Consider the following 15,405-nt stretch of genomic DNA (forward strand, 5'->3'; position numbering starts at 1 on the left):
GGCGGCGAGGCCAGGCGGCGGCAGTCCTCGGCCTGGATCCGGCGGCCCGCGTCTCCCGCTCGTCATGTCAGTCCCATGCTCTAGCGTGTCGCACCTGCCCCATGGCGCCATGACGCCATGGGGCCATGGATCACGGACAGGAGCGCTTTCGTGGGTGTCTTCTTCGAGTACTACCGCGCCGCCGACCGTGCCGCGGCGACCGTCGGGCCTGAGCACTCCCGCGAGCTCGCCGATGCCTCACTCGGGCTTCCGGAGTTCGATGTGGTGGTTACCAAGTGGATCGACCCCGAAGTGGTCCTGGGTCAGCTCGTCGCCTTCGCCGGCCAGGTCGACTATTCCCTGGGGCTGGTCCAGCCGGTGGTGCTGTATCCGCCTCCGGAGGACGCGCCACGGAGCGACGAGGAGTGGGAGGCCCTGCCCGAGGACTCCCCGTACCGGGAAGGGCCCGGCATCATGGAACTGTCGGCGGACGCCCGCGACATGCTCGCCGGCGTGGCCGACGCCCGCCTGCCGGCGCTGGCGGAGCAGTGGGCGGCCATCGAGGAGTTCTCCCGCTTCACCGACGACGACGGGTACATGCTGTCGCTCACCACGGATCTCGTCGGTCTGGCGCGTCGCGCGAGAGACAACGATCAGCTGCTCTACTGCTGGTGCTGCCTGTGACGTCCCTCTCCGGGATGGCCGGCCGAGGTCATCGCGGCCCGTCCTCGGCCAGCTCGGCGACCATCGCCGCCACCGTGTCCACCTCCTCCTCGGTGTTGTAGTAGTGCGGCGACAGGCGCAGCGCCCACTCGACGTCCTTGTCGGCGAAGTCGTACTGGGCGAACTCACGGAAGCTCAGCGCGGAGTTGACGCCCCGGGCGTCCATGGCCGCCTTGAACGGCTCCGGGCGCCGGCCCGCCACCTCGAAGGTGACGATCCCGGCCAGTTCCGGCCCTCGGTCCAGGACCCGTACCCCCGGGACCGCGGCCAGGTGGTCGCGCAGGCGCGCCGCCAGCGCGGGGGTGCGCCGGGAGATGCGCTCCAGCCCGACCCGCAGGGCGTAGCGGGTGGCCGCCGCGCAGCCCAGCACGGTGGCGTACGGGAACTCCCACTCCTCGAACCGGGCGGCGGTGTGCACCGGCTCGTAGCGGTCGCCCGCGACCCAGCGCGCGCCGTACATGTCGATGAACAGCGGCTCGTATCCCTGCGTGAGCACCCGGTCGGAGACGTACAGGAAGCCCGACCCGCGCGGCCCGCGCAGGAACTTGCGGCAGGTGGCCGTGAGCAGGTCGCAGCCGATGTCCTCGACGTCGAGCGGGTACTGCCCGGCTGACTGGCAGGCGTCCACCAGGTAGAGCAGGTCGAGTTCCCGGCAGTGGCGGCCGATCTCGGCGACCGGCTGGACCAGGCCCGAATTCGTGGGCACGTGGGTGGCGGCCACCAGCCTCGGGCGCCTGGCACGCATGAGAGCCGCCATGGCGGCCACGTCCACGCCGTTCCCGTCGGGAAGGTCGGGCGCGTGCACGATCTCCACGCCGAACCGCTTGCGCAGCGCCAGGAAGGCGATCTGGTTGGAGATGAAGTCGTTGCGGGTGGTCAGGATGACGTCGCCGGGCTCGAAGGGGATGGCCGAGAGCGCCTTGCTGTAGCCGTGGGTGGCGCTGCCCGCGAACGCGACGTTCTCGGGACGGCAGCCGATGAGGTCGGCGATCGAGGCGTGGAAGTCCCGCACCTGGGCGGCGCGGGCGGCGGAGGCCTCGTAACCGCCGATCGCCGCCTCCAGCTCCAGGTGCTCGATCATCGCCTGGAGGGCCGGCTTGGGCAGCAGGCCGCAGCCGGCGTTGTTGAAGTGGATGACGGACTCGCAGGCGGGCGCGTCCGCCCGGAGCTCCTGGAGCGTTTCCGCGCTGAAGTCAATAACGTTACTCTGGTCTCTCATGCAGGAGAGTAACACTATCGAGCAGCTCGCAGCCATGCTCCGGACCGAGGTCTCCGGCCTCCCGCCGGGCGCCCGGCTGCCCAGCGCCCGCGAGCTGGTGCGCCGCCACGGCGTGAGCCCGGTGACGGTGACCCGCGCCTTCGCGCTCCTGTCGGCCGAGGGCGCCGTGGTGACCCGTCCCGGGAGCGGCACGTTCGTCGCCCCGCGACGGGGCCGGCCCGGCGCGGCGTCCGCGGACACCTCGTGGCAGGCGGTGGCCCTGGGCGATCGCAGCATCGACACCGCCTTGGTGCGCCACGTGCTCGGGCCGCCCCCGCCCGGCTCCATCACGATGTCCGGGGGATATCCGCATCGCTCGCTCCATCCGGTACGGGCCCTGGCCGCGGCGATGGCCAGGGCCGCACGCCGTCCCGACGCCTGGGACCGCGCCCCCGTCGAGGGGCTGGCGCCGCTCCGCGCGGTCTTCGCCCGCACCGCCGGCGTGGATCCCGACGACGTCCTGATCACCGGTGGAGGCCAGGGCGCGCTGTCGATGGCGTTCCGCGCCATGGCCGCGCCCGGCCACCAGGTGCTGGTCGAGTCGCCCACCTATCCCGGAGCCCTGTCGGCCGCCCGCGCCGCCGGTCTGCGTCCGGTGCCCGTGCCCATGGACGCCGACGGCCTGCGCCCGGACCTGCTGGCCGAGACGTTCGCCATGACCGGCGCCCGGCTGCTCTACTGCCAGCCGACCTTCCACAACCCCACCGGCGCGGTGCTGCCGCCCGATCGGCGCCGCCAGGTGGTCGACGTGGCCCGCGCGAGCGGCGCCTTCGTCCTGGAGGACGACTTCGCCCGCCTGCTCGGCCACGGCGCGCCGCCGCCCCCGCCGCTGGTCACCGACGACCGCGACGGCACGGTGGTGTACGTGACGTCGCTCACGAAGGCGGCCTCGCCGAGCCTGCGGGTCGGCGCGCTGGTGGCCCGCGGCCCCGTCATGGCCAGGCTGCGCGCGATGCGGCTGGTCGACGACTTCTTCATCGCCCGGCCCCTGCAGGAGGCGGCGCTGGAGCTGGTCAGCTCGCCCGCCTGGGACCGTCATCTGCGAGCGCTGGGGGCGGCCCTGCGGGAACGCTGCGCCGCTCTCGCCGCGGCGCTCGCCGAACACGTGCCGCAATGGCAGGTGGCTCGCGTCCCCAAGGGCGGATTGCACCTGTGGGCGCAGACCGGCCGCGCGCACGACGCCGCCGAGACGGCCAGGCGGCACGGTGTGGCCGTCGACCCGGGCCAGGACTTCTTCGCCGCCGAAGCACCCGGGACCTTCGTCCGGCTGAGCTTCGCCGCCGCGGCCGACCCGAGCGAACTGCTCGACGGTGCGCGCCGCCTGGGGGCGGCCGTCGGCTGAGGGCAGCGCCGCGGTGGGGCCGTGCGCCGTCGGCCGTCAGTCCTCGATCGCCTGGTAGAGCGTGGTCCAGAAGTCGTGGATGAGCCGCATCGAGTCCGGGGTGGACGCCCCGACCTGGGTGAGCAGGATTCCGGTGAGCTGCTTGTCCGGGTCGGCGTAGGTGGCCGAGCCGCTGCCGCCGTCCCAGCCGAACTGGCCGACGGAGGCGTAGTCGCCGCGGTAGGTGCGCACCGCCATCCCGAAGCCCCAGCCGCCGTGCTGGCCCTGGCCGTGGGAGATGTGGACGTTGTCGCGGGCCAGGGCGTCGCGGGCGGCGTTCTGCTCGGGGGTCAGGCGGTTGGTGGTCATCAGCTCGACGGCCGGCCGCGACAGGATCCGCTCGCCGCCGTGCGTCCCGCCGTTGAGCAGCATCCGGAAGTAGGCGTGGTAGTCGTCGGCGGTGGAGACCAGCCCGCCGCCGCCGCCCGGGAAGACCGGAGGCTCGTTCCACCGTCCGCCCTTGGACTCGTCCCACACCAGGAACTCCCCCGTCTGCGGGTCGGGCGCGTAGAGGGGCGGCAGCCGGTCGATCTTGTGGTCGGGCACGTTGAAGGCGGTGTCCTTCATGCCCAGCGGGTCGAGGACGCGCTCGCGCAGGAACGTCTCGAACGGCTGGCCCGTGACCCTGGCCACCAGCACGCCGACCAGGTCGCTGCTGATGTGGTACTGCCAGCGCTCCCCGGGCTGGTGCATCAGCGGGAGCTCGCCGAGGCGGCGCATCCACTCGTCGGGCTCGGGCATCGGCACCGGCAGGTTGGGCGTGAGCCCCCGCGCGAAGACCTCGCCCATGATCGGGGTGCCGAGCACCGTCATGTCCATGCCGAGCCCGAACGTGGAGGTCAGCACGTCGCGCACGGTGATCGGCCGCCGCGCCGGCACGGTGTCGTCCAGCGGGCTGTCGATGCGCTTGAGCACCTGCCGGTCGGCCAGTTCGGGCAGCCACTGATCGACCGGGTCGTCCAGCCGCAGCCGGCACTCGTCCAGCAGGACCATCGCCGCCGCGATCGAGACCGGCTTGGACGTCGAGGCCATCCGGAAGATGGTGTCCCGGCTCATCGGCGCGCCACCGTCATGACGCATCGTGCCGATCGCTTCGACGTGCGTCTCGTCACCCCGGCTGAACAGGGCGACGAGTCCGGGGATCTTTCCGGAGTCGACATGCCGCGCCAGGACGTCGCGCAGCCTGCGCAGCCCGGTCGCGGAGAAGCCGCCGTCGCTGTGTCCCATCACGCATCTCCTTGCCACGTTCGCAAATCTCTGAATGACTGCGACAGTACATTGCGTTTAGATACTAGTCAACGAGTGAACACCAACAGAAGCGCTGGTACTGCGGCATTAAGGGATCAGCTTTGCAATGATACTGACACTGAACGCAATGGGATCACCGGACGGAGCATTGCAATGAGGTGGCCACGAATGCATACTGTGCAGCGAGCAGACAGGAGACGAGCACCGATGCCCGGAGGCAGACTCACCGACGAGGACCGCCAGCACATCGCCGCCGGCCTGGCCGAGGGGCTCGGATACGCGGAGATCGGCCGGCGGCTGGGCCGGCCCGCCTCGACCATCATGCGGGAGGTCACCCGCAACGGCGGACCCGACGGCTACCGGGCGGACCGGGCGCAGGAGGCCACCCGGCATCGCGCGCGCCGGCACAAGCAGGCGCGGCCCCCGGTGCCGCCGATCCCCGACACCGGCCATGGGCGCGACCCCCAAGCGGTGCTCGACTTCGCGGAGTCCTTCACCGCCCTCCTCGTCCAGCAGGGGCTGCCCCGGATGGAGGCCAGGGTGCTGGCCTGCCTGTACATCACCGACTCCGGCGCCCTCACCGCCGCCGACCTGGTCCAGCGGCTTCAGGTCAGCCCGGCGTCGATCTCGCACGCCGTCGCCTTCCTCGAACAGCAGGGAATGCTCCGCCGCGAACGCGTTCCCGGCGCGCGCCGCGAACGCTATGTCGCCGACGACGAGATCTGGCTCCGGTCCATCCTCGCGGCCCTGCAGATGAACGAAGCCCTGGCGTCGGCGTCGCAGCGCGGAGCCGAGGTGCTCGGGGTCACGACTCCCGCGGGCGCCCGCTTCGGGTCCTCCGCCGAGCTCCTTCTCCTCGTGAACCAGGCATTCCGGCAGGTCCTGGAGCAGTGGCAGCAGAGCCAGGCCGAACGCACCCGCCCTCGTGCCGCGGCGCCGGGAGAAGAGCTGTCGTAGGCCCCGTACGAGCAGTTCACCCCGCCGTCGTCGCGGAGCGTTGCAACTCGTTCACAAGAGTTCGCCAAGTCGATTTGCCTACCTTCGCCGGTGGAGGCACCAGCGTGCGCACGGACGGACGCTGACCGAAGCAGGAGGGGATCGCATGGCCCGCAACGCAGAGCCCAGGGTGGGGAGTCCGGCATGAGAGTCGTCTACAAGGTTCTGGCCTACCTCGTCGCCGTCGAGGTCGCCGTGCAGGCGGCGGTGATGGTCTTCGGCGACGCCGGCCTCGGCAAGTGGGTCGGGCAGGGCGGTGTGCTCGACAAGAGCGTCCTGGAGAGCGAGGGGTCCCCGTTCCCGGAGGTCATCGGCTTCATGGCCCACGGCATCAACGGGATGATGGTCATCCCGGTGATCGCGCTGCTGCTCCTGGTCTCCTCGTTCTTCGCGCGGGTGCCGGGAGCGGTCAAGGCGGCCGGGCTGGTGCTGCTGCTCGTCGCGGTCCAGGTGACGCTCGGCCTGTCCGGCCACGACATCCCCGCGCTGGGCGCCCTGCACGGCCTCAACGCGCTGCTGCTGTTCAGCTCGGCCCTGTACGCGGCGCGCCGGGACCGGGGCGTGGCCGTGCCCGCGCAGGCGGAGCCGCGGCTCGGGACCGCGGGCTGACGCACCGCGCATGAAGGACACCCATCGTCGTGGCGCCCGCCTCCGGCTCGCCGTCGCGGGCGCCGCGACCGTCGCCGTGCTCGGTCCCCTGGTATGGCTCTGGCAGGACAGCCTGATGCCGGCGGCGTACTCCGTCATGGACATGGGGTACGCCGACTACGGGGGCGGCCCCTCGCCGAGCCCGCCGAGCCACGCGACCGGCCCGGGACACGGATCCCACCTCACGACGGCCGCGCAGGGGCACCGAGGACACACCGATGACACCGGGCGCACCACGGCGGCGCGCAGCGTCACGTCGCTGGTCGCCGACCCGAACCGCACGGCCGACGTCACGGTCACCCTGGTCGCGCGCGCGCAGCGGTTCCGGTTGCCCACCGGCCGTTCCGTCGACGGGTACACCCTGAACGGCGCCTCCCCCGGCCCGGCCGTCCACGCCACGGTGGGGCAACTGGTGCAGGTCCGGCTGGTCAACGAGTCGGTGCCCGGCGGCATCACGCTGCACTGGCACGGCGTCGACGTCCCCAACGCCGAGGACGGGGTGGCCGGCGTGACCCAGGACGCGGTCGGCACGGGGAAGTCGCACGTCTACCGCTTCGTCGCGAACCAGGCGGGCACGTTCTGGTACCACTCCCACCAGGTGTCGCACGAGCAGGTCCGCCGGGGTCTGCTCGGGCCGCTCGTGGTCACCCCGGCGCGGCGGCCGCCCGCCGGGACGGTCGACGTCGTGGCGCTGCTGCACCTGTACGACGGAGCCCGCACGGTCAACGGCCGGGAGGGCGACGTCCGCGTGGCGGCGCGCCCCGGTGACAGGGTCCGGGTACGCGTGATCAACACGGAGAACGGCGAGACGCCGGCCTGGGTCGGCGGCGCTCCGTTCCGGCTCGTCGCGGTGGACGGCACCGACGTGAACGAGCCCTCCCCCGTGCGCGACACCGCGGTGATGGTCACCGCCGGAGGCCGCGCCGACATCGAGGTGACCATGCCCGAGGACGGATCGCCCGTGCGGGTGCACATCGGCGGCCCGGGCGGCGTCGTGCTCGGTTCGCGCTCGTACGACGCGCCGGCCGCGCCCCGGCCCGCGAGGACGCTGGACCTGCTCTCCTACGGCGCGCCGGAACCGATCGGCTTCGACCCCGAACGGGCCGATCGCCGCTTCACCTACGAGATCGGACGCCGGCCGGGCTTCCTGGACGGGACGCCGGGGGTCTGGTGGACCGTCAACGGCCACCTGTTCCCGGACGTGCCGATGTTCATGGTCGCCGAGCACGACGTGGTGCGGATGCGCGTCTCCAACCACAGCGGCGAGTCGCATCCCATGCACCTGCACGGCCATCACGCCGTGGTGCTGAGCAGGAACGGCGTGCGGGCGACGGGGAGCCCGTGGTGGACGGACTCGCTGGAGGTCGGCAACGGCGAGTCGTACGACATCGCCTTCGTCGCCGACAACCCGGGCGTCTGGATGGACCACTGCCACAACCTGCCGCACGCGGCCGAGGGGCTGGTCGCCCATCTGATGTACGAGGGGGTCGGCACGCCGTTCACCGTGGGCGGCGAGGCGGCGAACGAGCCGGAGTGAGCCCGCTCACGGGAGCCGCCACGCGAGAAGGCCCTCGGGCGCGTCGGCCTGGACGAAACCGGCCCCTTCCAGCTCCCCCTTGATCGTCTCCCACACGGGGCGGTGGGCGTGGCCGGCGATCTCCTCCTCCTCGATCACCTTGCCGCCCTGGACGACCTGGTACACGTACCGGGCCTCGAACGACTCGTCGGCCGACGAGAGGATCTCCGACGAGACCCGGTAGGTGTGGCGGCCCACCCGGCGCGAGGTCAGCTCCCGCATGGGGCGCGGCACCGGAGCGCCCCCGGGCCGCCAGGTGAAGACCAGGAGCCCTCCCGGCTCCAGGTGGGACGCCAGCACGGGCCAGAGTTTCGCGCGGTAACCGGGCTCCAGCGCGTACATCACGTTGATCATCACCATGGCCTCGACCGGCTCGTCCAGGTCGAGGCTCAGCGCGTCGCAGGGAAGCACGGTGACCCGTTCGAGCAGCTCCGGGTGCCCGCTGAGGCGGGAGAGCAGCATCGCGCGCATGCCGGCCGAGGGCTCCAGGGCGAAGATCTCGGCCGGGGTCCACTCGGCCAGGGACGTGGTGATCAGGCCGGTGCCCGCGCCGATCTCCAGGATGCTCCGTCGCACCCCGGCGAGGAGCGGGGGCAGCTTCTCGCGGATGACCGGTACGTGGCCGTCCTCCTGGAAGAGGTCGTAGAAGGGGAGGGAGATGAAGTCGGTCATGGCGGGCAACGGTAGCCCGGCCACGCGGGTCCGCGGGCGTGAATGTGATCGTGGACAAAGGCGGAGTAAAGGGTGTAGGCCATCGAAAGGACACCCGCCGCATGACCGCTCCACCGAACGCCGCCGCCCGTCCCGTCACCGGGAGGTGGCATTGCGCGTCCATCTAGCGCTGGCGGCCAGGCGCGCGGGCGTCCCGTTGCCGTCCGTGGTGCTGGAGGCGGCGCGTGAGGCGATCACCCGCGCCTTCCCCGTGCCGGCCGCGACCGTGACCGCGAGCGGATGGCGGTCGGCCACCGGCGACACGGCGTTGCTGTCCTGGTCCAACGAGCCGGAGGGGCACGGGCCGCCCACGCTGGCCTCGGGGGCCGGCCGGGTGGCGGGCCTGACCGGGCACCTGGCCGATCCGGGGGACGTGGAACGGCTGCTGGCCGCGCCCCGGCTGGGGGAGGCCGCCGTCCGTACCGGCGGGGTGTTCTCGGTGTTCCGGGCCGGTGAGGGACAGATCAGCGCGGCCACGGGGCTCACCCGCGCGTGCCCGGTCTTCTACGCCGAGACCGCGGACGTCCACGTCGTGGGCAGCCGGGCGCTGCTCGTCCACCTCGCCGCCCGGGCGGCCGAGACGGCGTCGCGCCGGCCCGACATCGTCTGGGACCTGCCCGCGCTGGAGTCGATGGTGCGGACGGGGTACTTCCTCTCCGACGAGACGCCGTTCCGCGGGGTCGGCGCGTTACCGTGCGCGGCCGAGATCACGATCACGGCGGGCCGGCGCGCCATCACCGTGAGCCCGCCTCCGGAGCCGCGGGCGGCGCCCACCTCCAGGCGCGCGACGCGCGCCCACGTCGACGAGCTCGCCGACGCGCTGCTCGCCGCCGTGCGTCCCCTGCGGGACACCGCGGCACCGGTACGTCTGTCGCTCACCGGGGGCCGCGACAGCCGTCTGCTCGCCGCGCTGCTGTACAAGGCGGGCATCCCGTTCGTGACGGCGACCTCGGGGCACGACGACAGCCCGGACGTGGTGCTCGCCGGGCGCGTCGCGGAGGCGCTCGGCGTCCGGCACAGCGTCTCCCGGCCGAGACGCTCCGAGGGCGGGGGCGAGCTGATCGTCCCGCATCCGCGCGTGCGCACGCACAACACGCTGTTCGCCTGCGAGGGGATGATCTCGGCGTACGAGAACATCCCCGGCGGCACGCGGTACGACCCGACGCCGCGGATGTCCGGCCACGGCGGGGAGATCCTGCGCGGCGGTTTCCTGCAGAACCAGGCCGATCCGGACCCGAGAGCCATCAGGCGCAGGGTGGACGCCCTCTTCGGCAGGAACGCCGACGTGCTGACCAGGGAGGGCAGGGAGCACGCCCAGGCCGTGGCGTCCCCGTGGCGGGAGCGCTGCCGCGAGGACGGCCCCGGCGCGCTCGACCACCTGTACCTGGCGTACCGGGTGGGCCGCTGGCACGCCGCCTCCCGCGCGTCGCTGCTGCGCGCGCAGAACCCCGTCCCGCCGTTCCTCGACAACCTGGTCGTACGGACCGCCCTGGGCATGGACCCGCTGTGGCGGCGCTCCGAGGCGCTCATCCACGGCGTGATCGGCGCCTTCGCGCCCCAGTTGCGCGACGTCCCCGTGGAGGGCCGCCCCTGGCGCTTCACGACCGAGGCCCGCGATCCCACGCCGGCGGAGCGGCTCCGGTCGCGGCTCCGGCTGCCGGTCCGGAAGGAGACCCGGCCGGAGCCGGGCGGCCCCGTCCCGGCCGGCAAGCCGTGGAACTGGCGGCTGAAGCCGTCCCAGGAGCTGCTGGACCTGATGCGCGCGGGCATCGTCGAGGCCCACGGGACGCTGAAGGGCGACGGGCTCGCGGCCATCGTGGACGAGCCGCACATCGTCGGCGGCGAGGCGTCCGGCGACCGGATGGACGTCCTGTGGCACCTGTACACGGTCTCGGTCATGCTGACGGACGCCTTCGCCTGCCCCGACCCGCCCGACCTGCCCTCGTTGAGCATCCCCATCCCGGAGCCGCCGTCCACAGGGCGCTGACCCCGCCGAGGGCTCCGTCCACAGGGCGGCGCCGGCTCGGTGCCGCCCGGTCGGCGCACCGGGCAGAATCAGCGGCGTGCAGTTCGGAATTCTCGGGCCCCTCGAGGTGCGCACGGCCGGGGGCGAGACGGTCGCGGTCGGCGGGCCCCGCCCCCGGGCGCTGCTCGCGTTGCTGCTGCTCGACGCCGGGCGCCTCGTCAGCGTGGAGCGGCTCATCGACGGCCAGTACGGCGACGACCCGCCGGCCGGGGCGGCCAACGCGATCCAGACCCACGTCTCCAGGCTGCGCCGCAACCTGCCGGCCGGCCTGGTCGAGTTCCACGGCTCCGGCTACCGGCTTGCGGTCGACCGGGAGGACGTCGACGCCCACCGGTTCGAGCGGCTGGCCCGCGAGGGCCGGGAGACGCTGGCCGCGGGGCAGCACGAGCGGGCCGCCCGGCTGCTGAAGGAGGCGCTGGAGCTGTGGCGCGGGCCCGCGCTGGCCGACGTGGCCGACGCGCCGTTCGCGCAGCCGCAGGCGGCCCGCCTGGAGGAGACCCGGCTCGCGGCCAGGGAGGACCTCGCGGAGGCCCAGCTCGCCCTGCCCGGCGGCGCGCCGGTCGCCGAGCTGCGCGAGCTGGTGGCGGCCCATCCGCTGCGCGAGCGCCCGCGCGGCCTGCTCATGCGGGCGTTGCACGCCTCCGGGCAGCAGGCCGCCGCGCTGGCCGTCTACGACGAGACCCGCCGGCTGCTGGCCGACGAGCTGGGCGCCGACCCCGCGCCGGAGCTGGCGGAGCTGCACCTGGCGATCCTGCGCGGCGGGGAGCAGCGGCAACCCCCGAGGCGACGGCTGCCCGCCCCGCTCAACCCGCTCATCGGGCGGGAGGAGGAGCTGGCCAGGATCGCCGCGCTCGGCGACGCCCGGCTGGTCACGATCGTCGGCCCCGGCGGCACCGGCAAGACCCGTCTGGCCGTCGAGGCCGCCCACCGGGCGGGTCCCGGGCGTGAGGCCGGGTTCGCCGACCTGTCGCCGGTCGACGACGGGTCGCAGGCGCCGCTGGCCGTGCTCGGCGCGCTCGGGCTGCGCGAGGCGGGCCTGCAGGCTCCGGCGGCGGGCCGTCCCGACCCGGCCGACCGCCTCGTCGCCGCGCTCGCCGACCGGCCGCTGCTGCTGGTCCTCGACAACTGCGAGCACGTGATCGCCGCCGCGGCGGAGCTGGTCCGGCGGCTGCTGGACGCCTGCCCGGGCCTCACGATCCTGGCCACCAGCCGGGAACCGCTCGGGCTCACCGGCGAGGTCCTCGTCCCGCTGGCCCCGCTCGCCGTGCCGCCGCCGGGCACCGACCCGGGCGACGCGCTGTCCTATCCCGCCGTCCGCCTGTTCGCCGATCGGGCCGCCGCCGTCCGGCCCGGGTTCACGATCGGCCCGGAGGTCGCCGAGATCTGCGCCACGCTGGACGGCCTGCCCCTGGCCATCGAGCTGGCCGCGGCCAGGCTGCGCACGTTCACCGGGCCCGAGATCGCCGCCCGGCTGAACGAGCACGGCCGCTTCAAGCTGCTCTCCCGCGGCGACCGCACGGCCGCGGCCCGGCACCGCACCCTCCACGCGGTGGTCGAGTGGAGCTGGAGCCTGCTCAGCCCCGAGGAGCGGGAGGCGGCCAGGCGGTTCTCGGTGTTCGCCGGGGGCGCGTCGCTGGAGGCGGCCGAGGCCGTCTGCGGTGACGGCGACGTGCTGGCCGACCTGGTCGACAAGTCCCTCGTCGAGGCCGACGGCGGGCGCTACCGCATGCTCGACACCATCCGCCTGTTCTGCGCCGAACGGCTCGCCGAGGCGGGAGACCAGCGGCAGGCCCGCGACGCGCACGCCGCCTGGTGTCTCACCCTCGCGCGGCGCGCCGACCCGTGGCTGCGCCGGGCCGAGCAGCTCGACTGGCTGGCCGCGCTCTCCGAGGAGCACGACAACCTGCAGGCCGCGATCCGGCACTGCGTCCAGGACGACCCCGAGACGGCGTCACGGCTGGCCGGGGCGCTGGCGGCGTACTGGTGGCTGAGCGGGCGGCGCGGCCAGATCACCTCCTCGGTGGTGCGGCTGCTCGACCGGATCGGCGGCGAGCCGCTTGAGGGGCTGGAGGAGGAGTACATCCTGTGCGTGCTGCTCGCCGTCCGCGACCTGCCGCCCGAGCGGTGGGCACGGGCGGCGGAGCTCATGCGGTCGATCGACCACGAGCTGCGCCACCCGTTCCTGGCCGTGCTGTGGGGCATGATGGCGGGCCCCCGCGACACGGTGACGGTCCAGCGGCACGGGCGGCTGCTCGACTCCGATCCGTGGAGCCAGGCCGTGTTCATGCTCGGCGAGGCGCTGATCTCGTTGGTGCACGGCCGGCCCGGCCAGGCCGAGCGCGGGCTGGAGGAGACGCTGGCGCGCTTCCGCGCCCTCGGCGAGCGCTGGGGGATGGCGCAGGCCCTCGAATGGCTGGCGATGATCGCGAGCTGGCGCGGCGACTGGGCGGGGGCGAGACGGCTCTGGGGGCAGGCCCTCGACCTGCACGGGCAACTGGGCTCCGTGGACGAGCAGGTGGACGTGCTGTGCCGCAGAGCGGCGGGGCTGGTGCGGGAGGGTGACCTGGCCGGGGCGCGCGCCGACCTCGAACAGGCCACCGAGCTGGCCCGGCGCACGGGCACGTCCGGTTCGACGCCGGCGCTCGACCTGGGCTGGGGCGACCTGGCCCGCTTCGCCGGTGATCTCGACGAGGCGCGGGCCCGCTACACGGCGGTGCTGGAGTCCGCCGTCTCGGGCGCGTACGTGACCGAGGGCATGAGGCCGTTCGCCCACACCGCGCTCGGGCGGCTGGCCGAGGCGGAGGGCGACCTGGCGGAGGCCGGTCGCAGGCACGCCGAGGCGCTGCGCCTGGCGCGCGGGGCGGTGTACGCGGACGTGGCCGACGTCGCCGAGGGCCTGGCCGGGCCGGCGCTGCTCGAAGGGGCGGCCGAGCGGGCGGCGTACCTGCTCGGGGTGGGCGCCGCGCTGCGCGGCACCACGATCACCGGCGACCGCGACGTCGCCAGAGTGGCGGCCGGGGTCACGGGGTTCCTGGGGGCCGAGGCGTTCGCCGGGCACTTCGCCAAGGGCGCCGCGCTGAGCCAGGAGGAGGCGCTGGCCGCCCTCTTCGACTGACCCGTCCGCGCTCTCCGGCTGGGCGGAGGCCGCGTGCTGTCAGTGCGCTCGCGGGTGGTCGCCGGCTGTCAGCCGGTTGAGCTCGGAGTGTCAGCGCGTCCCGCGAAAGTCGTGGACATGCAGAACACCAACATCCTCATCTCCGGTGCCAGCGTCGGCGGTCCCGCCCTCGGTTACTGGCTCGCCCGCTACGGCTTCCGCGTCACGGTCGTCGAGAAGGCCCCCGCCCTGCGTCCCGGCGGGCAGGCGGTGGACTTCAAGGGGGACGTCCACATGACGGTCCTGCGCCGCATGGGCATCCTGGACGACGTGCGGCGGCTCCAGACCGGCGGCACCGACCAGACCTTCGTCGACGCCCGCGGCCGGGCGGTCGCGGTCCTGCCCGGCGAGTTCACCGGCGGCGAGCTGGAGATCCACCGCGGCGACCTGGCGCGGCTGGTCCACGACAAGAGCGTCGCGGCGGGCTGCGCGTACGTCTTCGGCGACTCGATCACCTCGCTCACCGAGTCGCCCGACGGCGTGCACGTGACCTTCGAGCGGTCCGCGCCTCGCACGTTCGACCTGGTGATCGGGGCCGACGGCATCCACTCGAACGTGCGCCGCCTGGCCTTCGGCCCCGAGTCGGACTACGTCGAGTTCCTCGGCCACTACTACGCGCTGGCCGAGGTGCCCGAGCGGTTCGGCGGCGAGGCGCAGATGTACAACGAGCCGGGCCGGATGGTCGCCGCGGGCGGCCCCAAGGCGTCCGCGTTCTTCGTCTTCGCCTCGCCGCGCCTCGACTACGACCGTTACGACACCGAGCAGATGCGGCGGATCGTGATCGACGCGTACGCCGGTATGGGCTGGCGGACGCCCGAGATCCTGGACGCGGTGCGCCGCACGGGCGACTTCTACCTCGACTCGATCAGCCGGGTGAAGATCGACCGGTACTCCGAGGGCCGGGTGGCGCTGGTGGGCGACGCGGCCTACGCGAACACGCTCGGCGGGTTCGGGTCCGGGCTGGCGCTGGTCGGCGCGTACGTGCTGGCGGGCGAGCTGGCGGCGGCCGGCGGCGACCACCGGGTGGCGTTCCAGCGGTACGAGGAGGGCTTCCGCGAGTACGCCAAGGTCTCGGAGAAGGGCAACGCCGGGCCGTGGCTGGCTCCCCCGTCGGCGGCCCGCATCCGGATGCGCAACTGGACGTTCAAGGTGGGCTTCCTGCTCAAGCTCATGATGAAGATGACCGACGACTTCGCCGAGAACATCACGCTGAAGGACTACCCGTCGCTGGTGCGCGGCGCGCTGAGGTGAGCGGCGTCACGGGGGCGGTCGAACCACCGCCCCGCCGACGGGAGCAGGAGCAGGACGACGACCACCGCGGATTCGGACACGTTCACGAAGAGCGCGGCGGGCGAGTCGAAAGTGTCGTCCGCCACCTGGAGAGCCAGGAACATGACCCCCTGGACGGCCCCGATCGCGACCAGGAGCCATCGGGTGCTCCGGAGCCGCCCCGGGACGCGCTTGAGCGCCCATCCTTGGACAGCGGCCCAGGCGGCGGCCATGACCGGCAGGATCCACACCGTCCCGCCCGCCGAGATGGCGAGCAGGAGAGCGAGCACCGAGCCCAGAAGCGACAGGAAGCACTGCAGTGTCAGGATGAAGTGCACGACCTTGACCGTGCGCGGCATGGGCTCCGGCTGCACGGCTCAGCCCACCGCCAGGCGGCGGAGGCGGGCGATCAGGAGGAACGGGACGCCGAAGCACG

General features: G+C 73.5%; 12 protein-coding genes. 8 read left to right on the forward strand and 4 right to left on the reverse strand.

The genetic code is table 11. The features are described from left to right. The first annotated feature begins 150 nt into the window (after positions 1-150). Complete coding sequence (locus tag HT134_RS40435; RefSeq protein WP_175605786.1) at positions 151-663, forward strand: hypothetical protein; 513 nt, start codon at positions 151-153, stop codon at positions 661-663. Positions 664-691: 28 nt separating this feature from the next. On the opposite strand, the gene HT134_RS40440 is transcribed toward HT134_RS40435, so the two are convergent. Continuing rightward, positions 692-1,921: an aminotransferase class V-fold PLP-dependent enzyme gene (locus HT134_RS40440; protein ID WP_175605787.1), complete on the reverse strand. Its 1,230-nt coding sequence runs from the start codon at positions 1,919-1,921 to the stop codon at positions 692-694. Here HT134_RS40440 and HT134_RS40445 point away from each other — a divergent pair. Continuing rightward, the gene (locus tag HT134_RS40445; protein ID WP_175605788.1) at positions 1,920-3,302 is read left to right on the forward strand and encodes an aminotransferase-like domain-containing protein; all 1,383 of its coding nucleotides are present in this window, start codon (positions 1,920-1,922) and stop codon (positions 3,300-3,302) included. The two genes, HT134_RS40440 and HT134_RS40445, sit on opposite strands and share 2 nt — an antisense overlap. A gap of 36 nt (positions 3,303-3,338) precedes the next feature. On the opposite strand, the gene HT134_RS40450 is transcribed toward HT134_RS40445, so the two are convergent. After that, positions 3,339-4,568 carry a serine hydrolase domain-containing protein gene (locus HT134_RS40450; protein WP_175605789.1) on the reverse strand — a complete coding sequence of 410 codons (1,230 nt, stop codon included), beginning with the start codon at positions 4,566-4,568 and terminating at the stop codon, positions 3,339-3,341. A gap of 228 nt (positions 4,569-4,796) precedes the next feature. Here HT134_RS40450 and HT134_RS40455 point away from each other — a divergent pair, with 228 nt between their 5' ends. The 3 genes from HT134_RS40455 (at position 4,797) to HT134_RS40465 (ending at position 7,770) form a co-directional block, all read left to right on the forward strand. Beyond that, positions 4,797-5,546, forward strand: a complete 750-nt coding sequence (locus tag HT134_RS40455) for a GbsR/MarR family transcriptional regulator (protein WP_175605790.1) — start codon at positions 4,797-4,799, stop codon at positions 5,544-5,546. A gap of 183 nt (positions 5,547-5,729) precedes the next feature. Continuing rightward, positions 5,730-6,194 (forward strand): hypothetical protein, encoded by a 465-nt coding sequence (locus HT134_RS40460; RefSeq protein ID WP_175605791.1) that lies wholly within the window; start codon positions 5,730-5,732, stop codon positions 6,192-6,194. Positions 6,195-6,204: 10 nt separating this feature from the next. After that, on the forward strand, positions 6,205-7,770 hold the full coding sequence (locus HT134_RS40465; protein WP_175605792.1) for a multicopper oxidase family protein: 1,566 nt from the start codon (positions 6,205-6,207) through the stop codon (positions 7,768-7,770). 6 nt (positions 7,771-7,776) lie between these two features. Here HT134_RS40465 and HT134_RS40470 read toward each other — a convergent pair whose 3' ends face one another. Next, positions 7,777-8,481, reverse strand: a complete 705-nt coding sequence (locus HT134_RS40470; protein WP_175605793.1) for a class I SAM-dependent methyltransferase — start codon at positions 8,479-8,481, stop codon at positions 7,777-7,779. 151 nt (positions 8,482-8,632) lie between these two features. Here HT134_RS40470 and HT134_RS47375 point away from each other — a divergent pair, with 151 nt between their 5' ends. The 3 genes from HT134_RS47375 (at position 8,633) to HT134_RS40485 (ending at position 14,951) form a co-directional block, all read left to right on the forward strand. Beyond that, entirely contained in the window at positions 8,633-10,507 is a 1,875-nt protein-coding gene (locus HT134_RS47375; RefSeq protein ID WP_175605794.1) for an adenine nucleotide alpha hydrolase family protein, read from the forward strand. A gap of 76 nt (positions 10,508-10,583) precedes the next feature. Then, positions 10,584-13,661, forward strand: a complete 3,078-nt coding sequence (locus HT134_RS40480) for an AfsR/SARP family transcriptional regulator (RefSeq protein ID WP_175605795.1) — start codon at positions 10,584-10,586, stop codon at positions 13,659-13,661. A 117-nt stretch (positions 13,662-13,778) separates the two neighbouring features. Next, a complete protein-coding gene (locus tag HT134_RS40485; protein WP_175605796.1) occupies positions 13,779-14,951 on the forward strand; it encodes an FAD-dependent monooxygenase in 1,173 nt (390 codons plus the stop codon). Here the strand turns inward: HT134_RS40485 and HT134_RS40490 are convergent. Beyond that, complete coding sequence (locus HT134_RS40490) at positions 14,918-15,343, reverse strand: hypothetical protein (protein ID WP_175605797.1); 426 nt, start codon at positions 15,341-15,343, stop codon at positions 14,918-14,920. The two genes, HT134_RS40485 and HT134_RS40490, sit on opposite strands and share 34 nt — an antisense overlap. Between the last annotated feature and the right edge of the window lie 62 nt (positions 15,344-15,405).

This window comes from Nonomuraea rhodomycinica (assembly GCF_013363995.1).
Lineage (GTDB): Bacteria > Actinomycetota > Actinomycetes > Streptosporangiales > Streptosporangiaceae > Nonomuraea > Nonomuraea rhodomycinica.